Annotated in this window: 15 protein-coding genes; 5 read left to right on the top strand and 10 right to left on the bottom strand. The window is 71.7% G+C overall.

Going from position 1 to position 21,882, the window contains the following annotated elements:
* The 5 genes from pgi to tkt all read right to left on the bottom strand — a co-directional run.
* The coding region (pgi, locus tag ACFYYF_RS04995; RefSeq protein WP_388771488.1) for a glucose-6-phosphate isomerase at positions 1-1,044 on the bottom strand (1,044 nt) is incomplete at its 3' end.
* On the bottom strand, positions 1,037-1,969 hold the full coding sequence (gene opcA, locus ACFYYF_RS04990; protein ID WP_388771485.1) for a glucose-6-phosphate dehydrogenase assembly protein OpcA: 933 nt from the start codon (positions 1,967-1,969) through the stop codon (positions 1,037-1,039). The genes opcA and pgi, both read right to left, overlap by 8 nt.
* Complete coding sequence (gene zwf, locus ACFYYF_RS04985; RefSeq protein WP_361687362.1) at positions 1,966-3,495, bottom strand: glucose-6-phosphate dehydrogenase; 1,530 nt, start codon at positions 3,493-3,495, stop codon at positions 1,966-1,968. Before zwf ends, opcA begins: the two co-directional genes overlap by 4 nt.
* 191 nt (positions 3,496-3,686) lie before the next feature.
* Positions 3,687-4,856: a transaldolase gene (tal, locus tag ACFYYF_RS04980; RefSeq protein ID WP_388771483.1), complete on the bottom strand. Its 1,170-nt coding sequence runs from the start codon at positions 4,854-4,856 to the stop codon at positions 3,687-3,689.
* A gap of 19 nt (positions 4,857-4,875) precedes the next feature.
* Complete coding sequence (tkt, locus tag ACFYYF_RS04975; RefSeq protein ID WP_388771481.1) at positions 4,876-6,951, bottom strand: transketolase; 2,076 nt, start codon at positions 6,949-6,951, stop codon at positions 4,876-4,878.
* A 146-nt stretch (positions 6,952-7,097) separates the two neighbouring features.
* Between tkt and ACFYYF_RS04970 the strand changes: the two genes are divergently transcribed.
* A complete protein-coding gene (locus tag ACFYYF_RS04970) occupies positions 7,098-8,006 on the top strand; it encodes a helix-turn-helix domain-containing protein (protein ID WP_388771478.1) in 909 nt (302 codons plus the stop codon).
* Positions 8,007-8,089: 83 nt separating this feature from the next.
* Here ACFYYF_RS04970 and ACFYYF_RS04965 read toward each other — a convergent pair whose 3' ends face one another.
* Both ACFYYF_RS04965 and ACFYYF_RS04960 read right to left on the bottom strand, forming a co-directional pair.
* Positions 8,090-9,493 (bottom strand): glycoside hydrolase family 16 protein, encoded by a 1,404-nt coding sequence (locus tag ACFYYF_RS04965; RefSeq protein ID WP_361687329.1) that lies wholly within the window; start codon positions 9,491-9,493, stop codon positions 8,090-8,092.
* Positions 9,494-9,733: 240 nt separating this feature from the next.
* Positions 9,734-11,029, bottom strand: a complete 1,296-nt coding sequence (locus ACFYYF_RS04960) for an Ig-like domain-containing protein (RefSeq protein ID WP_388771475.1) — start codon at positions 11,027-11,029, stop codon at positions 9,734-9,736.
* Between the two features lie 305 nt (positions 11,030-11,334).
* On the opposite strand from ACFYYF_RS04960, the gene ACFYYF_RS04955 reads away from it, so the two are divergent.
* A complete protein-coding gene (locus ACFYYF_RS04955) occupies positions 11,335-14,043 on the top strand; it encodes an FAD/NAD(P)-binding protein (protein WP_388771473.1) in 2,709 nt (902 codons plus the stop codon).
* A gap of 377 nt (positions 14,044-14,420) precedes the next feature.
* On the opposite strand, the gene ACFYYF_RS04950 is transcribed toward ACFYYF_RS04955, so the two are convergent.
* Positions 14,421-15,191 (bottom strand): IclR family transcriptional regulator, encoded by a 771-nt coding sequence (locus ACFYYF_RS04950; RefSeq protein WP_388771469.1) that lies wholly within the window; start codon positions 15,189-15,191, stop codon positions 14,421-14,423.
* Positions 15,192-15,395: 204 nt separating this feature from the next.
* Here ACFYYF_RS04950 and ACFYYF_RS04945 point away from each other — a divergent pair, with 204 nt between their 5' ends.
* Positions 15,396-16,733, top strand: coding sequence for a 6-phospho-beta-glucosidase (locus ACFYYF_RS04945; RefSeq protein ID WP_388771466.1), 1,338 nt, complete (start codon positions 15,396-15,398; stop codon positions 16,731-16,733).
* A gap of 90 nt (positions 16,734-16,823) precedes the next feature.
* Here ACFYYF_RS04945 and ACFYYF_RS04940 read toward each other — a convergent pair whose 3' ends face one another.
* Positions 16,824-18,500, bottom strand: coding sequence for a carbohydrate binding domain-containing protein (locus tag ACFYYF_RS04940; protein WP_388771464.1), 1,677 nt, complete (start codon positions 18,498-18,500; stop codon positions 16,824-16,826).
* 169 nt (positions 18,501-18,669) lie between these two features.
* Entirely contained in the window at positions 18,670-19,953 is a 1,284-nt protein-coding gene (locus tag ACFYYF_RS04935; RefSeq protein ID WP_388771461.1) for an ATP-grasp domain-containing protein, read from the bottom strand.
* 252 nt (positions 19,954-20,205) lie between these two features.
* On the opposite strand from ACFYYF_RS04935, the gene ACFYYF_RS04930 reads away from it, so the two are divergent.
* Positions 20,206-21,114 (top strand): metallophosphoesterase, encoded by a 909-nt coding sequence (locus ACFYYF_RS04930; RefSeq protein WP_361687311.1) that lies wholly within the window; start codon positions 20,206-20,208, stop codon positions 21,112-21,114.
* Positions 21,062-21,781, top strand: coding sequence for a 4'-phosphopantetheinyl transferase (locus ACFYYF_RS04925; protein ID WP_388771459.1), 720 nt, complete (start codon positions 21,062-21,064; stop codon positions 21,779-21,781). Before ACFYYF_RS04930 ends, ACFYYF_RS04925 begins: the two co-directional genes overlap by 53 nt.
* Positions 21,782-21,882 lie beyond the last annotated feature (101 nt).

The following is a 21,882-nucleotide window of genomic DNA, read 5'->3' as shown; positions in this document are numbered from 1 at the left end:
CGTGAACTTCGACAGGTAGTGCGAGTACGGCAGCACGGCGTGCGACTGCGCGTCGTGGAAGTTGCCGTACCAGATGCCCAGCAGGCCCATCAGCAGCGGGGCGTTGGCCTCGGCGGGGGCGGTGCGGAAGTGCTCGTCGACCAGGTGGAAACCGTCCAGCATCTCGCGGAAGCGGTCCGGGCCGATCGCGATCATCAGCGACAGACCGATCGCCGAGTCGAACGAGTAACGCCCGCCGACCCAGTCCCAGAACTCGAACATGTTCGCCGTGTCGATACCGAAGTCCGACACCTTCTCCGCGTTCGTCGACAGCGCCACGAAATGCTTCGCGACCGCCTTCTCCTCACCGAGCCCGGCGAGCAGCCAGTCGCGCGCGGAGGTCGCGTTGGTGATCGTCTCGATCGTGGTGAAGGTCTTGGAGGCGATGATGAACAGCGTCTCCGCCGGGTCCAGGTCCCGTACCGCCTCGTGCAGATCCGCGCCGTCCACGTTCGACACGAACCGCACCGTCAGCGAGCGGTCGGTGAAGGGCCGCAGCACCTCGTACGCCATCGCCGGACCGAGGTCGGAACCGCCGATGCCGACGTTCACGACGTTCCTGATACGCCTGCCGGTGTGCCCGGTCCACTCACCCGAACGGACCCGCTCCGCGAAGCCGGCCATCTTGTCCAGAACCGTGTGCACGGCCGGCACGACGTTCTCCCCGTCGACCTCGACCACCGCCTCCCGCGGCGCCCGCAGCGCGGTGTGCAGCACCGCACGGTCCTCGGTCGTATTGATCCTCTCGCCGCGGAACATCGCGTCCCGCAGCCCGGACACGTCCGTGGCGGTGGCGAGTTCCTGGAGCAGGGCGAGGGTCTCGTCGGTGATCAGGTGCTTGGAGTAATCGATCCGCAGATCGCCGACCTGGACGACGTAGCGCTCGGCGCGCGCGGGGTCGGCGGCGAACAGGTCACGCAGCCGCGGGTGGAGCAGCGCGGTCGCGCGGTGGTCCTCCAGGGCCACCCACTCCGGACGGCGGGTGGGCTTGGGGTAGTCAGACACGGGGCGTCTCCTTGGGGGCCTCGCCGCGCAGGGCGATGGCGTACATCTCGTCCGCGTCGAGGCGGCGCAGTTCCTCGGCGATCAGCTGGGAGGTGGAGCGCACCTTCAGCGCGAGCGTGCGGGAGGGCTGACCGGGCAGCGAGAGGGTCGCGAGCGGGCCCTCGGGGCGGTCAATGACGATCTCGCCGTTCTCGGTGCCCAGCCGGACGGCGGTCACCACGGGGCCCGCGGTGACGACGCGCTCGGTCGTGACCTGGAGGCGGGCCTCCAGCCAGCGGGCCAGCAGTTCGGCGCTCGGGTTCTGCGCCTCGCTCTCGACGGTCGCCGAGATCACCTTCGTACGGGCCTGGTCGAGGGCCGCCGCCAGCATGGACCGCCAGGGGGTGAGCCGGGTCCAGGCCAGGTCGGTGTCGCCCGGAGCGTACGAGCCGGCGCGGGCCTCCAGCGCGTCGAGCGGTGCCTCGACGGCGTACATGTCGGTGATGCGGCGCTGGGCGAGGGCCCCCAGCGGGTCCTTGACCGGGTTGGCGGGCGCGTCCACCGGCCACCAGACCACGACGGGGGCGTCCGGCAGCAGCAGCGGCAGGACCACCGAGTCGGCGTGGTCCGAGACCTCGCCGTACGTCCGCAGGACGACCGTCTCGCCGGTGCCCGCGTCCGAACCGACGCGCACCTCGGCGTCGAGGCGGGAGTTGGTGCGGTCGCGCGGCGTGCGGGCGACGCGCTTGATGACGACGAGGGTGCGCGAGGGGTGCTCCCGGGAGGCCTCCTCGGCCGCCTTGATGGAGTCGTACGCGTTCTCCTCGTCGGTGACGATGACCATCGTCAGGACCATGCCCACGGCCGGGGTGCCGATGGCACGGCGCCCCCGTACGAGCGCCTTGTTGATCTTACTTGCCGTGGTGTCGGTCAGGTCGATCTTCATGGCCTGCGCCAGCTCCGTCCGTCTCGTGCGAGCATCTCGTCGGCTTCCTCCGGGCCCCAGCTGCCCGAGGGGTACTGCGCGGGCGCGCCGTGGCTCTCCCAGTACCCCTCGATCGGGTCGAGGATCTTCCAGGACTCTTCCACCTCCTGGTGACGGGGGAAGAGATTGGCGTCGCCGAGCAGGACATCCAGGATCAGCCGTTCGTACGCCTCCGGGCTGGACTCGGTGAACGACTCGCCGTACGCGAAGTCCATGGTGACGTCCCGGATCTCCATGGAGGTACCCGGCACCTTGGATCCGAAGCGCACGGTCATGCCCTCGTCGGGCTGGACGCGGATGACGATCGCGTTCTGGCCCAGCTCCTCGGTGGCCGTGGAGTCGAACGGGGAGTGCGGGGCGCGCTGGAAGACCACGGCGATCTCCGTCACGCGCCGGCCGAGGCGCTTGCCGGTCCGCAGGTAGAAGGGGACGCCCGCCCAACGGCGGTTGTCCACCTGGAGCTTGACGGCCGCGTAGGTGTCGGTCGTCGACGCGGGGTCGATGCCGTCCTCCTGCAGGTAGCCGCGCACCCGCTCGCCGCCCTGCCAGCTCTCCGCGTACTGGCCGCGTACGGTGTGCTCGCCCAGGTTCTCCGGCAGCTTCACGGCCCTGAGGACCTTGAGCTTCTCGGCGAGCAGCGACTCGGCGTCGAAGGCGGCCGGTTCCTCCATGGCGGTCAGCGCCATGAGCTGGAGGAGATGGTTCTGGATGACGTCACGGGCGGAGCCGATGCCGTCGTAGTAGCCGGCCCGGCCGCCGATGCCGATGTCCTCGGCCATCGTGATCTGGACGTGGTCGACGTACGACCGGTTCCAGACGGGCTCGTACATCTGGTTGGCGAAGCGGAGCGCCAGGATGTTCTGGACGGTCTCCTTGCCGAGGTAGTGGTCGATCCGGAACACCTGGTCCGGGTCGAACACGTCGTGCACGATCCTGTTCAGCTCGCGGGCGCTCGCCAGGTCGTGACCGAACGGCTTCTCGATGACCGCGCGCCGCCAGGACCCCTCGGGCGGGCTCGCCAGCCCGTGCTTCTTGAGCTGGCGCACCACCTTCGGGAAGAACTTCGGCGGTACGGAGAGATAGAAGGCGTAGTTGCCGCTGGTGCCCCGGGACGCATCCAACTCATCGACGGCCGAGCGCAGTTGCTTGAACGCCGTGTCGTCGTCGAAGTCGCCGGGGATGAACCGCATGCCCTCGGCGAGCTGCTGCCAGACCTCCTCGCGGAACTCGGTGCGGGAGTGCTCGCGCACCGAGTCGTGCACCACCTGCGCGAAGTCCTGGTCCTCCCACTCGCGACGGGCGAACCCGAGGAGCGAGAAACCCGGCGGCAGCAGACCCCGGTTGGCGAGGTCGTACACGGCCGGCATCAGCTTCTTGCGGGACAGGTCGCCGGTGACGCCGAAGATGACCAGGCCGGAGGGACCCGCGATCCGGGGGAGCCGGCGGTCGCGCGGGTCGCGCAGCGGGTTGTCCCAGTCCGCCGCCACGCCGAGCGCGGCGGCGAGGTCCCCGGCGGCGTCGCCGAGCGCCGCGGCGAGGTCTTCGGCCGCCGGGACGCCGGGCGTGCCGGTCAGGTGTTCGTGCGTCAGGCCGTCCTGTTCCACGGCCGGGTCACCGGATCCCTGCGGCGCGGCGGCCGCATCCTGCGGGCCGTCGCCGGAAAGCGCCTCACCCTTGCTCATTCCCCTTCAACTCCCTTGCCCCGAAGGGACGTCGCCACCGCGTCGAGAAGGTCCGCCCAGGCGGCCTCGAACTTGGCGACACCCTCGTCCTCCAGCTGACCGACGACCTCGTCGTAGGAGATCCCGAGCGCCTCGACCGCGGCCAGGTCGGCCCGCGCCCGCTCGTAGCCGCCGGTCACCGTGTCGCCCTGGATGTCTCCGTGGTCGGCGGTGGCGTTCAGCGTCCCCTCCGGCATGGTGTTGACCGTGCCGGGCGCCACCAGCTCGTCGACGTACAGGGTGTCCTTGTACGCGGGGTCCTTGACGCCGGTGGAGGCCCACAGGGGACGCTGCTTCCGGGCGCCGTGCGCGGCGAGGGGCGTCCAGCGGGCGTCGCCCTCCGCCGTGCCGTCGGCGGCGCCGAACACGCTCTCGTACGCCTCGTAGGCCAGACGGGCGTTGGCGAGCGCCGCCCTGCCCTTGAGCGCGAGGGCGCCGTCCGTGCCGTTCTTCTCCAGCCGCTTGTCGATCTCGCTGTCGACGCGGGAGACGAAGAAGGAGGCGACGGAGTGGATGCCCGCGAGGTCGATGCCCGCGGCCAGCGCCCGCTCAAGGCCCGCCAGATAGGCGTCCATGACCTCGCGGTAGCGCTCCAGCGAGAAGATCAGCGTGACGTTGACGCTGATGCCGAGGCCGATGACCTCGGTGATCGCCGGGAGACCGGCCTTCGTCGCCGGGATCTTGATCATCACGTTCGGGCGGTCGACCAGCCAGGCGAGCTGGCGGGCTTCCGCGACGGTCGCCGCGGTGTCGTGCGCCAGGCGCGGGTCGACCTCGATGGAGACCCGGCCGTCCTGGCCCTCGGTCGTCTCGAACACCGGGCGCAGGATGTCCGCGGCGGCGCGCACGTCCGCGGTCGTCATCATGCGGACGGCCTCGTCGACCGTCACCCCGCGCACGGCGAGGTCGGCGAGCTGCTGCTCGTAGCCCTCGCCGGAACCGATGGCGGCCTGGAAGATGGACGGGTTGGTGGTCACGCCCACCACGTGTCGCGTCGCGACGAGTTCGGCCAGGTTGCCGGACTCGATGCGCTTGCGGGAGAGGTCGTCGAGCCAGATGGAGACGCCCTCGCCGGAGAGGCGCTCAAGAGGTACCGCGGTCGCGGTTGCTTCGGTCACAGTGATCATCTTCCTTCGTGCGAACGGATCAACCGCGCAGGGCGGCGAGGGATTCCCGCGCGGCGGCGGCTACGTTGTCGGCGGTGAAGCCGAACTCGGCGAACAGCGTCCCGGCGTCGGCCGAGGCGCCGAAGTGCTCCAAGGAGACGACGCGCCCGGCGTCACCGACGTACCGGTACCAGGTCAGGGCGATTCCGGCCTCGACCGCCACGCGGGCCTTCACGGACGGCGGAAGGACGCGCTCCCGGTACTCCGGGGACTGCTCCTCGAACCACTCGACGGACGGCATCGACACCACGCGGGTGCCGACCCCCTCGGCCTCCAGCAGGTCACGCGCCGCGACGGCGAGCTGCACCTCGGAGCCGGTCGCGAGGAGGACGACGTCCGGGGTCCCGGTGGACGCCTCCCGCAGCACGTAACCACCGCGCGCCGCGTCGGGGTTGACGGGGTAGGTCGGTACGCCCTGACGGGTGAGGGCCAGACCGTGCGGGGCCGGCTTCACGGCGTGCCGCTTGAGGATCTCGGCCCAGGCGACGGCCGTCTCGTTGGCGTCGGCCGGGCGGACGATGTTCAGGCCGGGGATGGCGCGCAGCGAGGCCAGGTGCTCGACCGGCTGGTGGGTGGGGCCGTCCTCGCCGAGACCGATCGAGTCGTGGGTCCACACGTAGGTCACCGGGAGCTGCATCAGCGCGGAGAGACGGACGGCGTTGCGCATGTAGTCGGAGAACACCAGGAAGGTGCCGCCGTAGATGCGCGTGTTGCCGTGCAGCGCGATGCCGTTCATCTCCGCGGCCATGGAGTGCTCGCGGATGCCGAAGTGGATCGTGCGGCCGTACGGGTCCGCCTCGGGCAGCGGGTTGTCCGCCGGGAGGAACGAGCTGGTCTTGTCGATCGTGGTGTTGTTCGAGCCGGCGAGGTCGGCGGAGCCGCCCCACAGTTCGGGGAGCACGGCACCGAGGGCCTGCAGGACCGTGCCGGACGCGGCACGGGTGGCGACGGACCTGCCCTCCTCGAACACCGGCAGCGCGCTCTCCCAGCCCTCGGGAAGCTGGCCGGCGACGATCCGGTCGAAGAGCTTCGCGTTCTCGGGGCGTTCGGTGCGCCACGCACCGATCCGCTTGTCCCAGTCGGCGTGCGCCTCGGCGCCCCGGTCCAGGGCCTGGCGGGCGTGGGCGAGCACGTCGGCGTCGACCTGGAAGGTCTGTTCCGGGTCGAAGCCCAGGAGCCGCTTGGTGGCGGCGATCTCCTCGGCGCCCAGCGCCGAGCCGTGCGAGGCCTCGGTGTTCCGGGCGTTCGGGGCGGGCCAGGCGATGATCGTGCGCATCGCGATGAGGGAGGGACGCCCGGTCTCGGCCTGCGCGGCCTTGAGCGCGGTGTACAGCGCGTGCACGTCGATGTCGCCGTCGGGCGAGGGCTCGACGCGCTGCACGTGCCAGCCGTACGACTCGTAGCGCGCCGGCACGTCCTCGGAGAAGGCGGTCGCCGTGTCGCCCTCGATGGAGATGTGGTTGTCGTCGTAGACGAAGACGAGGTTGCCGAGCTTCTGGTGCCCGGCGAGGGAGGAGGCCTCCGCCGAGATGCCCTCCTCCAGGTCGCCGTCGGAGACGATCGCCCAGATGGTGTGGTCGAAGGGGGACTCGCCCTCGGGGGCCTCCGGGTCGAACAGACCGCGCTCGTAGCGGGCGGCCATCGCCATGCCCACCGCGTTGGCGGCACCCTGGCCGAGCGGTCCGGTCGTGGTCTCGACGCCCGCGGTGTGCCCGTACTCGGGGTGTCCGGGCGTCTTGGACCCGTGGGTGCGGAACGCCTTCAGATCGTCGAGGCCGAGTTCATAACCTGACAGGAAGAGCTGGGTGTAGAGGGTCAGCGACGTGTGGCCGGGGGAGAGGACGAAACGGTCGCGGCCCGTCCACTCCGGGTCGGCCGGGTCGTGACGCATCACCTTCTGAAAGAGCGTGTACGCCGCCGGGGCCAGGCTCATCGCGGTCCCGGGGTGACCGTTGCCGACCTTCTGCACGGCGTCGGCGGCCAGGAGGCGGGCGGTGTCGACGGCGCGGCGGTCGAGCTCGGTCCAGGTGAAGCCGTCGGAGCTCTGCGTACTCATCTTCAAGAAGTCCTCACGGGAAGCACGGAAACAAGGTCTGTGCCTTCAAACCTAAAAGTCAGACTTTTGCTGGGGAAGGTGCCCGTGTGTCAGCCTTCGGTGAATGTGGGACACATGGAGCCGTGGCGAGCCGACGCGAGAAGGACATGAACGACAGAACCGCCCAAGGCGGCGCCGGTGGTGAGGGCGGCCGGGAGGGGATCAGGACCTTTCCGTTTCCGGCCGACCTGAGCCTGTCCGGCGTGGGTATGCAGGTCGGCGCGATGGGGACCGGACGCACCTGGCACGCGGACGCCCCGCTGGAACGGGTGCACCGCATCGACTTCCACGTCGTGATGCTCTTCCACGAGGGGCCCGTACGGCACATGGTCGACTTCGCCGAGTACGAGGCCCGCGCGGGCGACCTCCTGTGGATCCGGCCCGGCCAGGTGCACCGCTTCTCCAGCGCCGACCCCTACCGCGGCACCGTCCTGACCATGCAGCCCGGCTTCCTGCCCCGGGCCACGGTCGAGGCGACCGGCCTCTACCGCTACGACCTGCCCCCGCTACTGCGCCCCGACGCCGGTCGGCTGGCCGCGCTGGAACACGCGCTGACCCAGCTGGAGCGCGAGTACGTCGACACCACCACGCTGCCGCTCAGCCTGCACACCGCGGTGCTGCGGCACTCGCTCACCGCGTTCCTGCTGCGCCTCGCCCATCTCGCCGCGAGCTCCGCCGACGCGGCCCACGAGCACACGGACACCACGTTCACGCGGTTCCGGAACGCGGTGGAGAAGGACTTCGCCGTCAACCACAGCGTCAGCGCCTACGCCGACGCCCTCGGATACTCGCGCCGCACCCTCGTGCGCGCGGTGCGGGCCGCGACCGGTGAGACGCCCAAGGGGTTCATCGACAAACGGGTCGTCCTGGAGGCCAAACGGCTCCTCGCCCACACGGACATGCCGATCGGGCGCATCGGGGCCGCCGTCGGCTTCCCCGACGCGGCCAACTTCTCGAAGTTCTTCCACCAGCACACGGGGGCGACCCCGGTGGCCTTCCGGGCCGAACTGCGCTGAGCGGGACGGACCGTGTGCGTCCGTCCCGCTCAGCCGGTGTCAAGGGTGGCGGTCCATCATGTGAGGGTCCGTCACCATGCCTGTCAGTGACCGAAGTCGAACCAGTTGACGTTCACGAAGTCCGCGGGCTGGCCGCTGGTGAAGGTCAGATAGACGTCATGGGTGCCGGTCACGGAGCTCATGTTCGCCGGCACGGTCCTCCAGGACTGCCAGCCACCGGTGTTGGCCAGCGCGAAGCTGGCGACCGGTGTGCTCGTACGGCTGTCGAGGCGCACCTCGACCAGTCCGCTGACCCCGCCCGCCGCGCCGCTCGCGACCCGGCCGTGGAACTGGGTGGCCGCCGACGAACCGAAGTTGACGCCCTTGTAGAGCGCGTAGTCGCCGTTCGCGATGGTGCCGATGTCCTGGCCGCCGCCGCTGTCCGTGGTGGTCTCGGTGACGACACCGCTCTGGCTGTCGTAGGACTCGGCCTGGATGGCGCTGTAGGCGTCACGGTTGCCGGTGGGAGGCGGAGTGGTGCCGCCACCGCCGCCGCTGCCGGCCGCAGAGAGCACCTGGACGTAGTCGACGACGAGCGGGTGACCGGGTTCCGTGCCGCCGTCGGGGCCGCCGCCGAAGGCGCCCGGGAAGCCGCCGCCCATCGCCACGTTCAGGATGATGAAGTAGCCGTGGTTGGTCGCGTTCGTCCAGGTCGTCGCGTCGACCTGGTTCGCCTTCACCGTGTGGAAGTTGACGCCGTCGAGGTAGAAGCGGACCTCCTCGGGGCTCGTCGACCTGTCCCACTCCATCGCGTACGTGTGGAAGCCCGCCTGGCAGGTCGTGCCCGTACACGGCGTGTTGTTGCCGATGCCGCTGGTCTCGTTGCACGGGCCTCCCGGGTTGGTGCCGCAGTGCATCGTGGCCCACTCGGTGTTGAGGCCCTGGACGTTCTCCATGATGTCCAGCTCGCCGACGCTCGGCCAGTTCTGGTAGTTGCCGCGGTAGGGCGCGCCGAGCGCCCAGAAGGCGGGCCAGTAGCCCTTGGCGGCCGCGCCGGTCACGTTCGGCATCTGCAGCCGCGCCTCCATGCGCAGCTTGCCGCCGGCGGGCGGCTCGAAGTCGGTGCGCCTGGTCTCGATGCGGCCCGAGGTCCAGTTGCCCGAGGCGTCACGGCGCGGGGTGATCAGCAGGTTGCCGTTGCCGTCCAGGGCGACGTTGCTGGTGCTCGAGGTCATCGTCTCGACCTCGCCGGTGCCGAAGTTGGCCGGCCCGCCGGGGTAGCTCGTCCCCGTCGTGTACTGCCAGTTGGTGGTGTTGACGCCGCTCCCCGCGGCTCCGGTGAAGTCGTCGACGAAGACCTGGGACCAGCCGGAGGGGGGTGCGGGCGCCGACGCGTTGGCCGGGAGGGTGGCCGCGGTCGCGGCGGCCGCCGCCAGGCTCAGGGTGCTGAGCACGGCGATGAGGACGCGCCTGACGGGGCGTCTGGGCGTGCCGGAAGTTTCACTCATGGGTGCCTCTTCGCGTACGGAGTGTGGGGTGCGCGGGTGGGGGAGGGAGCGCTCCCATGGAGCTTTGAGAGCGCTCTCAAAAGAGGTGCGCGGCCAATGTGCTCTCTGTCACTCCGATCGTCAAGAGGTGAAGCCGAGAAAGTCCTTACGGGGTAAGGGAGTTCACGGCGTGAAGGAAGGGAGAAGGCCCGATGGGCGCCCCGCGGCGGGCGGTTGAAGTCTGCTCATCGGGCACGTCGCTCACAGGGCACTGCCGGCCTTCCAGTCGGCCCACGACAGGTTCCAGCCGTTCAGACCGTTCGACGCTTCGACGGTCCGCTCACCCGAGTTCCGGACGACCACCACGTCGCCGAGCATCGAGCTCTCGTAGAACCGGTAGCCCGCCACGGAACCGTCGTTCGCGCCCTTCGTGTCGTGCAGGCCGACGCAGCCGTGGCTGGTGTTGCTGCTGCCGAAGACCGAGGACGCGGCCCAGTAGTTGCCGTGGATGAAGGTGCCCGAGGTGGTCAGGCGCTGGGCGTGCGGCACGTCCGCGATGTCGTACTCGTCGCCGAGCCCGACCGTCGAGGACTCCATCCGGGTCTGCTTGAACCGCTCGCTGATCACCATGATCCCGGACCACGTGGTGTGCGCAGGGGCGCCGCCGCTCACCGGGTACGCGGCGAGGGTGGACCCGTCCCGCTCGACGGTCATGGTCTTCTTCGCGAGGTCGACGGTGCTCACCTGGCGGCGGCCGATGTGGAAGACGACGTCCTTGGACTGGACGCCGTAGACACCGTCCGGGCCCTCGACGTCCTTGAGGCGCAGACTCAGCGTGATCTTCGTGCCCGCGGCCCAGTACTCGGCGGGACGGAAGTCGAGCCGGGTGTTCCCGAACCAGTGACCGACCACCTCGACGGCGGGCTCGGCCGTCACCGTGATGGCCTTTTCCACCGCGGCCCGGTCCTTCACGGCCTGGGTGAAGTTGATCGACACGGGCATGCCGACGCCGGAGGTCGAATTCGCCTCGGGCGTGAAATAGCCGGCGAACGTCGCGCCCGGGGACTTCGTGACGAACGTCGCGGTGTGCTCGGCGGCGCCCGCCGCTTTCGCCGTGACCGTGTATTTGGTGCCCGAGTAGGGATTCCCGTCCGAGGTCCAGCGCGTACGGTCGTCGTTGAAGGATCCGGCCAGAGTGGAACCGTCGTTGCCGGACACCTCGACCGCCGACAGGGTGCCGTCCGTCACGGAGACCACGACCGGAGAGGTGAAGCCCGCCTTCTTCGTTCCGTCGGCGGGCGAGACGGTGAACGTCGGCGTCCTCACCTGGCTCTTCGTCCTGGAACCTGTCCCGGCGGACGCGGTCGCCTTCGTGTCCTCGCTCTCGGCGGCACCCGCCGGGGCGCCGCACCCGCTCAGCGCGAGGGCCGGGACGGCGGACCCGAAGGCCGCGAGGACTCCGCGCCGTGACCAGGCCGGACGTCCTGGACGCCGTCGTGCCCGCCCCGGCTCCCGCGGTGCGGACTCGGGCCGGTTCGATATCTCAGGGACGTCCACGGAACGCCTTTCCTCGTGTCTTTCGTTCACCACCACTGGGGGTGCATCCTGCGGGACTTCCCTGGGTTGATTCTTTGAATCCGGCTGCCCCGGCCTGAGATTCCGGTGAAGACGGCGGGAGAGACGGCCTGAATCCACGGTTGCCGGGCCGCCCTGCAATATGAACAAAGTATGAAGCGCCCTGTCCGGTCTCTAAGATCTCTGTGAAAGACCTCTTGCGGGCGCCCTTTCCGGTCGCTCCGGCCACAAGAGTGAAGGAGAAGTTCCGCTTGTCGGATCCGCGGCAACCCACACCGGAGGCGTCAGTGAACCAAGCCCGTGAGAGGCACACCGTGGCCGTCGTCGGAGCGGGCGCCGCCGGCACGCTCACCGCCGTACAGCTCTGCGAGACGGCGACGCGCCGCCGCACCCCGCTCGACCTCTTACTCGTCGACCCCGCCCCCGAGGCCGGACGCGGCGGCGCGTACGCCACCACCGACCCCCGGCACCGGCTGAACGTGCCTGCGGGCGGCATGAGTTGTTATCCCGACGACCCCGGCCATTTCACCCGGTGGCTCTGCCGCCACGGCGAACCCACGGTCAGGGGAACGGACTTCGCCACCCGCTACCGGTACGGCGCCTATCTCGCCGACACCTTGGCCCAGGCGATCGTCCAGGCCCACGGAACGGTCACCGTGCACCGGCTGCGGACCAGGGCGGAGGCATGCGCGGCCACGCCGGACGGCAGGCTGGAACTCCGGCTCGCCGACGGGCGGGACCTGACGGCCGACAGCGTGGTCCTCGCCACCGGACCGGCCGCCACGACCCATGCCTGGGCCCCGCCCCGGCTCCGTACCTCCGAACGGTTCATCGGCTCGCCCTGGGCGCCCGGCGCGCTCGACCGACCGCTCGCCGAACCCGCCGGCCCCGGACGGACAGCTCCGGGCGACGACGTCCTGCTCGTGGGCACCGGGCTCACGGCGGTCGACCTCGCGCTCAGCCTCGACCGCCCCGGACGCACCGTGCACGCCCTCTCCCGAACCGGACTGCTGCCACAGCCGCACGCCCTCGACCCCGTACCGGCCATGGCCTCGCCCGACGGGCTCGACGCGCCGACCCTGTCGGGGCTGCGCCGGGCCGTCTACCGCCACATCGGCCGTGCCCTGCGCGCCCACGGCGACTGGCGCCCCGCGCTCGACAGCCTGCGCCCGCACACCGCGCGCCTGTGGCGCAGCCTCACACCCGAGGAACGCGCCGCCTTCCTGCGCGGCGAGGGCGCGCTCTGGAACACGCACCGGCACCGGATGTCCCCGACGACGGCCGAGTCGCTGGACCGGGCCCGCACGGCTCGGCGCCTGCGCGTGCACACCGGCCGGATCACCGACGCCGTCCCCCGGCCCGACGGCTCCGAACTGATCACGCTCTCCGACGGGCGGCGCCTCACGGCCGGCTGGGTGATCGACTGCACCGGGCCCGGGCCGCGCCCCGAAGACCCGCTGTGGGCCTCGCTGTTCGACACGGGCGCCGCCGTGCCCGGCCCACTCGGCCTCGGCGTCACGACCCGCGACGGCCGGCTCCTCGACGCCGAAGGCGGGGCCGGGCTCGCGGTGTTCACCCTCGGTGCGCCACGACGCGGTGAACTGTGGGAGACCACGGCGATCCCCGAGATCCGGGTCCAAGCCGCCGAACTGGCCGCGCAGTTGCTCGCACCGCTGGCTGCCCGGCGACGCCCCGCGCGCCGCCGGCCCCTCGACACGCACGGGCTCCCGCTGTCCACCCACGCCGAGGCGGCGGCCGCGCACCGCACCGGCCTCGAACGCGTCCTCAAGGTCAGGGCCGGCGCCGAGGACGCCTTCGCGCGCGCCGTGGCCCTGGACCCCGGCTTCGCGCTCGGGCACGCGGCCCTCGCCCTGCTCGGCCACGAGTGCGGTGCCGACGTCGACGTACCGCGAGCCCTGGCCGAGGCGCGGCGCTGCGCGCGGGAACGGGCCGACGAGCGCGAACGCTCCTTCGTCGACGTGGTGAGCCGGCGCGTGCACGGCGAGGGCCCGGACACCGGCACCCGTGCCCTGCTCGGACATCTGGCCGCCCACCCCGCCGACGCGCTGGCGCTCGCCGCCGCCGTCCCCACCATCGCCTTCTCCGGCGTCAACGACCTCGACACCACCTACGCGTCGGACCTGGTCGAGCGCTCCGCACCCGCCTACGACGGGCACTGGTTCCCGGCCTCCCTCCTCGCCTTCCTGCGGCAGGACCAGGGGCGCTACGACGAGGCGGGCGAACTGGCCGGGCGCGCGCTGGCCGCCGAGCCCGCCGCCGGACACGCCGCGCACGCCCTCGCCCACGTCCACTACGAGTCGGGGGCCCACGAGTTCGGCCGCGACTGGCTGGACGCCTGGGTGTCCGGGCACGGACGCGGTGCCGTCCACCGCGCCCACTTCTCCTGGCACATCGCCCTGCACGAACTGGCCCTGGACGATCCCGCGGCCGTCCGCCGGCGCTGGTTCGCCCAGCTCGCTCCCGGGCGGGTGACCGGTGTACGCGCCCTGGTCGACTCGGGGTCGCTGCTGTGGCGGGCGCGGATCAGCGACAGCTGGCGGGGCCGGGTGCCGGTGGCGGACGTGCTCGACAGCGTCGCCCGCGAGATCGTGGAACGGCCCGCGACCGCCTTCACCGCGCTGCACGCCGCCGTCGCGCTCACCGCCGCCGGCGATCTGGCGGGACTGCGCCGGCTGCGGCACCACGCCGCGGGCGCCGATCCGGTGCAGCGGGAGGTCGTCGTCCCGCTGTGCGAGGCACTGGCCGCCCTCGTCGAGGAGCGCTTCCACGAAGCGGCCCGGGGGCTCGACGCCCTGCTGCCGGTCCTCGGCCGGGTCGGCGGCAGCGCGGCCCAGCGCGAGGTCGTCGAGGAGACCCTGCTGTACGCGCTGGTGGCGGCGGGCCGCTGCGAGGCCGCTCGGCGTCTCCTGGACACCCGCCTCGACCGCGGCCGGGCCCCCCGCGACCGACGCCTGCTGGCGGCCCTGCCCGACTGAGACCGGCGTAGCGCGGACCCGGGCGGAGCGCCGCAGCACGGAGGACAGAGGGTGCCTCCGCCCGGTGGACCGGGGAGGCGTCCGGGTGGCCTGCCCGGACGCAGGCGGGCGTCAGGTGGTGGGGGCAGCTGGTCATGCCTGCGGGGCGGGTGGCCGGTGGTGGGGCCGGCCGGGTGGGCATCAGGTGGGCTCGGCGGGGCAGAGGTCCGCTGGTCGGGCCGACAGGGCGACGGGCCGGCGGGGTGGACGTCAGGCGGCCGGGCCGACAGGGCGGGGGGCAGATCGTGGGGTCGGCGGGGCGACGGGCCGGCGGGGTGGGCGTCAGGTGGCCGGGCCGACAGGGCGGGGGTCAGATCGTGGGGTTGGCGGGGCTGGGGTCAGGCCGTGGGGGCGGCGGGGTGGGGGGTCGGGTGCCAGCCGAGGGCGCGGGAGATTCCCCGGGCCGCCAGCCGCACCGCCGGGATCAACGCCGGTACCCGGGCCTCGGCCCGGGGCACGACGAGCGACACGGCCGCGACGACCGGGCCGTCCGGGCCGCGCACCGGCGCGGCCACCGACACGGCGTCCTCGGTGACCTGACGGCTGCTCACCGCGACGCCGGTCCGCCGCACCTCGGCCAGAGCGCGGCGCAGCCGACCCGGGTCGGTGATCGTGTACGGGGTGTAGGCGGCCAACGGACCGGCGCAGTAGGCGTCCTGGACGGCAGGCTCCGCGTGCGCGAGCAGCGCCAGCCCGACGCCCGTCGCGTGCAACGGCCACCGGGCGCCCACCTGGATGCGGACGCCGACCGAGGAACGGCCCGAGATCCACTCGGTGTAGACGACCTCGGCGCCGTCCCGGACCGCCAACTGCACGTTCTCGTGCGTCGCTTCGTACAGGTCCTCCAGGTACGGCAGGGCGGTCTGGCGCAGTGCGAGGCCGCGCGGGGCGAGCGCCGCGAGCTCCCACAGACGCAGGCCCACGTGGTAGACGCCGTTCACGTCCCGCTCCAGCGCGCCCCATTCGGCGAGGGCGGCCACCAGCCGGTGGGTGGTGGTGAGGCTGAGGCGGGCCCGGCGGCTGATGTCCGTCAGGGACAGCGCCGTGTGCTCGTGGTCGAAGGCGCCGAGCACGGCGAGGAGGCGGCCGGAGGCCGACGGGGTGGTCATGATGCCTGGATCCAACAGCCGGACGGGCGCGACGGCAATGGCCTGCGACGCCGGAACGAGGCCCGACGCAGGGGGCCGGTCCCCGGGAACGAACGCGCTCGATGGCAGGCTTGCAGGTCGGAAGACACGGGCGGAACACAGGGTCGGCGTTCTCCGGCGCCGCCCGGCCCGTGGCACCGGACGAACTGCGAAGGTGGTACTTGCGTGAGGCTGACCATTCTGGGCGGCGGCGGGTTCCGTGTCCCGCTCGTGTACGGGGCACTCCTCGGGGACCGGGCCGAGGGCCGCGTCACCCGGGTCGTGCTGCACGACCTGGACGCGGGACGGCTCTCCGCCGTGGCCCGCGTGCTCGCCGAGCAGGCCGCCGGGGACCCGGACGCACCCGAGGTGACCGTCACCACCGACCTCGACGAGGCGCTGCGCGGCGCCGACTTCGTCTTCTCCGCGATCCGTGTCGGCGGTCTGGAGGGGCGCGCGGCGGACGAGCGCGTCGCCCTGGCCCAGGGCGTCCTCGGGCAGGAGACGGTCGGCGCCGGCGGTATCGCGTACGGTCTGCGCACGGTGCCCGTCGCCGTGGACATCGCGCGGCGGGTGGCCCGGCTCGCGCCCGACGCCTGGGTCATCAACTTCACCAACCCGGCCGGACTGGTCACCGAGGCCATGTCCCGCCACCTCGGCGACCGCGTGATCGGCATCTGCGACTCGCCGGTCGGCCTCGGGCGCCGGATCGCCAAGGTCCTCGGCGCGGACCCGCGCGAGGCGTGGATCGACTACGTGGGGCTCAACCATCTCGGCTGGGTACGCGGTCTTCGTGTCAAGGGCCGCGACCAACTCCCGCGGCTGCTCGGCGATTCCGACCTGCTCGGCTCCTTCGAGGAGGGCCGGCTCTTCGGCCCGCAGTGGCTCCGGTCCCTGGGCGCCGTCCCCAACGAGTACCTGCACTACTACTACTTCAACCGCGAGACCGTACGCGCCTACCAGCAGGCCGAGAAGACGCGCGGCGCGTTCCTGCGCGACCAGCAGGCCGGGTTCTACGAGGAGATGGGGCGCCCGGAGGCGGCGGCCCTGAGCGCCTGGGAGCGCACCCGGGCCGAGCGCGAGGCCACGTACATGGCGGAGAACCGGGACGCCGCCGGTGCCGGGGACCGCGAGGAGGACGACCTCTCCGGCGGCTACGAGAAGGTGGCGCTCGCCCTGATGCGGGCCATCGCCCGCGACGAACGGACCACCCTGATCCTCAACGTCCGCAACCGCGGCACGCTGAGCGTCCTCGACGCCGAGGCCGTCATCGAGGTGCCGTGCCTGGTGGACGCCAACGGGGCGCATCCCGTGGCCGTGGACCCGCTGCCTGGCCACGCCACCGGACTGGTGTGCGCGGTCAAGGCGGTGGAACGCGAGGTGCTCTCCGCCGCCGAGTCGGGTTCCCGTACGACCGCGGTGAAGGCCTTCGCCCTGCACCCGCTCGTCGACTCGGTCGCCGTGGCGCGCGCGCTCGTCGACGGCTACACGTCCGTGCACCCGGGTCTCGCCTACCTGACGTAGGCGGCGAGGCGGACGCGGCGCACACGGCGGTGGTGACACGACGGGCCGCCCGGATTCCCCGGGCGGCCCGTCGTGTCCACCGCGCCGACGTCAGCCCGTGAAGCCGGCCGTGATCGACGTGAACTGCCAGGTGCTCTGGCTGATGCCGGAGCAGTTGCTCACCACGCCGCCCCCGGGGCACGACCGGTCGCGGTTGACCGACCAGTAGGCGAGCCGGGCGATGTGGTGGCTGTTCGCCCAGTCACGGATCGAGGTCCAGATCGCCGGGGTCGTGTTCTCCTGCTGGTCGGACAGACCGTTCATGCCGGAGATGCCGATGTGCGAGTAGGCCGTCGCGTCGTCCCAGCCGAACGTCGACTTCAGCTTGGTCTTCAGCCCCTCGGTCGCGTTGACCGTGTTGCCGTACATGTCGGAGCCGCCGCCGAAGTCGAACGGCATGATGGTGAAGACGTCGATGTTCGCGTTCAGGGACTGTGCCTGCTCGATGAGCCGGTTGCCGTAGTAGGTCGGGCCGGTCGTCGAGGTGCCGAAGGTGATGATCGTCTTGAGGCCGGGGTTGTTGGCCTTGACGGTCTTCAGCGCGGTCAGGATCCTGGCCTGCACGGCCTCGTTCTCGAACTCGTCGGTGTTCTCGATGTCCATGTCGATCGCCTTGAGGCTATAGGCGTCGATCACCTTCTGCAGCGCACCGGCGAGCGCGCTCGCCGAGGAGCAGTTGGCGCCGAGCTTGCTGCCCTGCCAGCCGCCGAACGACGGGACGATGTCACCGCCGGCGGAACGGATCTGGTTGATCGCCGTCTGGTCGACGCCGCCGGTCAGCGCCCGGCTGCCGTCCCAGGCGGGGTTGCAGCCGCCGGAGTCGAGCACGAACGCCATCGTGAACCACTTGATCCCGGTCGCGTTCATCACCGTGGTCGGGTTCGGGGGGTCGCCCCAGCCCTCGTACAGGTAGGGAGCGGCCTGCTTGAAGCCCGTGCCGCCACCGCCGCCCGCGCTCGTGGTGACACTCACGGAGTTGGAGGCGCCGGAGGTGTTCCCGGCCGCGTCACGCGCCTTGACGGTGAACGAGTAGGCGGTGCTCGCGGACAGTCCGCTGACGGTACCGCTCGTGCCCGACACGCTGAGCACCTTGTTGGAGCCGCTGTACACGTCGTAAGCGGTGACGCCGACGTTGTCGCTCGACGCGTTCCACGACAGCGAGACGCTGGAGGACGTCTTGCCGGTGGACGTCAGGCCGGTGGGCGCGGTCGGCGCCTGGGTGTCGCCGCCGCCGCCGGGCCCGTCGAGGCTGACGTCGTCGGCGTAGTAGGTGCCCTGCGCGTACCAGCCGTGGACGTAGATCTTGGCGCTGGTCTGCGAGGCGCCGGTGGTGAAGGACACCGTGAGCTGGCTGTACGCCGACGGGGACGTGGTCCAGGTCGAGGCACCGCCGTCCACGCCGAGGTAGACGTAGCTGCCGCGCACCCAGCCGGAGAGGCTGTACGTGGTGTTCGGCTGGACCGAGACGGTCTGGGTGCACTGGGCGTTGTCGCTCGAACTCACCGCCCCCGCAAGGGCTTTGGAGCCCCCGTGTACGGGGCTGGAGACGATCGAGCCCAGGTTGCCGGAGCAGGACCAGGGGGAGAGGCTGCCGGTCTCGAATCCCGGGTTGGTCAGGATGTTGGCCGCTTCCGCGGTGCCCGGCAGGGCGACCGCGCCGGCGAGGGCCAGCGCGGCCGTGCCCAGCAGGGCGAGGAAACGGCGTCTGGAACGTCTGAGGATGCTCATGCGCACGCGATCTCCCTGGAGATATGGGGGTGTTCGGGAGTGCAGAGAGGTGCGCAACCAAGTTGGTATGGACCAATCGCGCTGTCAAGGGACTGCGCGGAAAATGGTCCAGACCGGTAAGGGGAAAGCGGTGACCCGGCCGTGCCGGCCGGGTCCCGGGCCGGGTCCGCTAGGCCGGCGCGATCGCCCCGGCCGCGGCCGGGGCGGCAGCCGCGGCGGGCTGGGCGGGAACGGCGGAGGCGGTCGCCTCGACCGGCGCGGGCTGCGCCGAAGGCACGGGCTGCGCCGAAGGCACGGACTGCGTGGGCTGTACGGACGGCGTGGGCTGTACGGACGCCGCGGACTGCGAGTGCGCCGGCTCCGCGGCCTGCGCCGGCATCGCGGACAGGGTGGTGGGGACGCTCGACTCGGTCCGCTGCGCCGGCAGCGACACCGGACGCACCGGACGCGGCCCCGCGACCACCGTGTAGTCCGGCCCGAGGAACGGCGGAACCAGCTCGCCCGTCTCCTCGCCCAGCGCCAACTGCACGGCCGCCCAAGGGGCGTTGACCCCGCACTGGGCGATCTGGTGCAGTCCGCCCGCCGGACGGGTGTTGACGTCCATGAGCACCGGCTCGTCGCCGTACATGCGGAACTGGATGTTGGACAGATAGTGCAGCCCGAACGCCTCGGCGAGCAGCCGCGCGGGCTGGATCCACGCGTCGTCGAGGGTGAACCCGCGGCGCCGGCCGTTCTTCGTACGGCCGATGGCCATGCGGATCCGGCCGTCCGGCCCGGTGAGGCAGTCCACCGACACCTCCGGCTGTCCGAGGTGCGGCATCACCAGCCAGTCGACGGGCTCGGCGGCCGTGCGCAGCGCCTCCACCACCAGGTCCAGGGGCACGTACGCGCTCGGGAAGCCGTTCAGGTGCATCAGCGAGAACGGGGAGCGGGTGATCACCCGGAAGCCCACGCCGCCCGCCCCGGCCGCCGGCTTGAAGCAGGCACGCTGTCCCGCGGCCTCCAACTCCTCCACCGCCGTGACGAGTTCCTCGACCGTGCGCACCCGGTACCACGGGGGAACCGGGATACCCACGGCCTCCACGGCCTGGTACGCGACCGCCTTGTCGCGGAAGACGGCGACGGCCTCCGCCGGCGGCGCGAGCAGCGCCGTCCCGAGCGCCGCGAACTCGGCGCGCTGCGCCACGATCGCGTCCTGGTGCAGGACCGGCACGAACACGTCCACGGAGCGGCGTGCGCACATGTCGAGGGCGTACTCGACGTAGGCGCGCGGCGACAGCCCCTCGGGCTCCGGCTCGGCGGTGTCGGCGGCGGCGAGCACGGGGGAGTCGGCGTCACCGTGGGTGGCGTGGATCTCGACCGCGCGGTGCTGCGGATTATTTCGCAGCTGGTCCATGAAGAACACGTTCTCCGCGTACGTGCGGTTGAGCCAGACGCGTACGCGAGAGCCCATGCAAGCCACCATTCGGGGTTCGCGGGCACGGCGGAGCGGGCCGGGCCCGGCCAGGGGTAGGGGAGGTACACCGAGCCGTCGCACGCCAAAGCAGATTTCGAGCGGTGGTGTTGGGGCGATCATAGGGGGCGCGGAACCCCGTTGCTGCTACGGGGATGTTACGGATTCGCCCGCCCGCCCGTCCGGGCCTCCTTGTCCGCCGACGGGAGCGTGTGCTGTTGTGTCGGTATTCGCTTTCTACGGGGGTGGCGCGTGCGGCCGACAGACGGCGGTGCCGGACATCTGCTGGCCATCAGCGACCTGCACATCGGCTACGCCGAGAACCGCGCCCTGGTCGAGGACATGCACCCCGTGACGGACCGGGACTGGCTCCTGGTGGCCGGTGACATCGGCGAGATCGTCGAAGACGTCCGGTGGACCCTCAAGACGCTCGGCGACCGTTTCGAGAAGGTCGTCTGGGTGCCGGGCAACCATGAGCTGTGGACCCATCCCAAGGATCCGGTCCAGCTCCGCGGTGTGGCCCGCTACGAGCATCTGGTGGACCTGTGCCGGGAGTTGGGCGTCGTCACCCCCGAGGACCCCTACCCCGTCTGGAACGGTCCGGGCGGCCCCGTCGTCGTCGCCCCGCTCTTCCTGCTGTACGACTACTCCTTCCTGCCGCAGGGCTGCGCCACCAAGGCCGAGGGGCTCGCGTACGCCGAGGGGACCGGCATCGTGTGCACGGACGAGTACCTGCTCCACCCCGACCCGTATCCGAGCCGCGAGGACTGGTGCCGGGCCCGGGTGGCCGAGACCGAGCGCAGACTCGCCGAGATCCCCGACGGTCTGCCGGTCGTCCCGGTGAACCACTACCCCCTGGACCGTCACCCGATGGACGTCCTGTGGCACCCCGAGTTCGCCATGTGGTGCGGTACGGAGGCGACCGCCGACTGGCACCGCAGGTTCCGCGTCGAGACGATGGTCTACGGACATCTGCACATCCCCCGGACCACCTGGCACGAGGGTGTCCGGTTCGAGGAGGTGTCGGTGGGCTATCCGCGAGAATGGCGTACGCGCCCGGGGCCGCCGGGCACACTGCGCCGCATTCTGCCGATGGAGGTCAAAGCCGGTGATGGAGGAGCTGCTTCCGGAGTCGGTGGTGGCCGTGGAGAGCCACGGTGAGGAACCGGCCGGGGAGGCGGGCCTGTACCCCGAGGAACGCGCGGTCCTGACCCGCGCCGTGGGCAAGCGGCGCCGCGAGTTCGCCACCGTGCGCGTGTGCGCCCGGCGTGCCATGGAGAAGCTCGGTGTGGCCCCGGGGCCGGTGGTGCCGGGCGAGCGCGGGGCCCCTCAGTGGCCGGCGGGCGTCATCGGCAGCATGACGCACTGCGAGGGCTACTCCGCCGCAGCGCTCGCCCGTGCCGGCGATCTCGCCTCCCTCGGCATCGACGCCGAACCTCATCTGACGCTGCCCGACGACGTCCTGGAGGTCGTAGCCCTGCCCGGCGAGTCGGACCGGCTGGACCGGCTCCACGCCCGGGTGCCCGGCGTCCACTGGGACCGTCTGCTGTTCAGTGCCAAGGAGTCGGTCTACAAGGCGTGGTTCCCGCTCACCGGCGAGTGGCTCGACTTCTCCGGGGCGGACATCCGCATCTCCGTCGACCCGGCCTCCGGTGCGGACAGCCTCTCGGGAGACCTGAGCGCCCAACTCCTGGTCCCGGGGCCCGTGGTGCACGGTGTCCGCGTCCAGGTCCTCACGGGCCGCTGGACGGTCCGGCGCGGCCTCGTCGCGACCGCGGTCACGGTCCCGCACACCGGCCCGGGCCGGACGCCGGAGCCCGCCGCCTGACCCGGTGCCATCGCCCGGCCGCGCGAATGACCCTGCGCTTCACCCGCCCGGGCGCCTGACGGGAAGCCGTCAACGCCCGGGCACGCCCCCGGCGTCGCCCG

The organism is Streptomyces sp. NPDC001914 (assembly GCF_042891215.1).
Taxonomy (GTDB): Bacteria; Actinomycetota; Actinomycetes; order Streptomycetales; family Streptomycetaceae; genus Streptomyces.
The sequence above is the reverse complement of the archived record's forward strand: the minus strand, read 5'-3'. Positions and strand labels throughout refer to the sequence as shown.

Bases quoted from the DNA above. Each gene is read 5' to 3' on its own strand.
- opcA (WP_388771485.1), bottom strand. From the start codon at position 1,969: ATGAAGATCGACCTGACCGACACCACGGCAAGTAAGATCAACAAGGCG.
- tal (WP_388771483.1), bottom strand. From the start codon at position 4,856: ATGATCACTGTGACCGAAGCAACCGCGACCGCGGTACCTCTTGAGCGC.
- tkt (WP_388771481.1), bottom strand. From the start codon at position 6,951: ATGAGTACGCAGAGCTCCGACGGCTTCACCTGGACCGAGCTCGACCGC.
- ACFYYF_RS04970 (WP_388771478.1), top strand. From the start codon at position 7,098: ATGAACGACAGAACCGCCCAAGGCGGCGCCGGTGGTGAGGGCGGCCGG.
- ACFYYF_RS04965 (WP_361687329.1), bottom strand. From the start codon at position 9,493: ATGAGTGAAACTTCCGGCACGCCCAGACGCCCCGTCAGGCGCGTCCTC.
- ACFYYF_RS04950 (WP_388771469.1), bottom strand. From the start codon at position 15,191: ATGACCACCCCGTCGGCCTCCGGCCGCCTCCTCGCCGTGCTCGGCGCC.
- ACFYYF_RS04940 (WP_388771464.1), bottom strand. From the start codon at position 18,500: ATGAGCATCCTCAGACGTTCCAGACGCCGTTTCCTCGCCCTGCTGGGC.
- ACFYYF_RS04935 (WP_388771461.1), bottom strand. From the start codon at position 19,953: ATGGGCTCTCGCGTACGCGTCTGGCTCAACCGCACGTACGCGGAGAAC.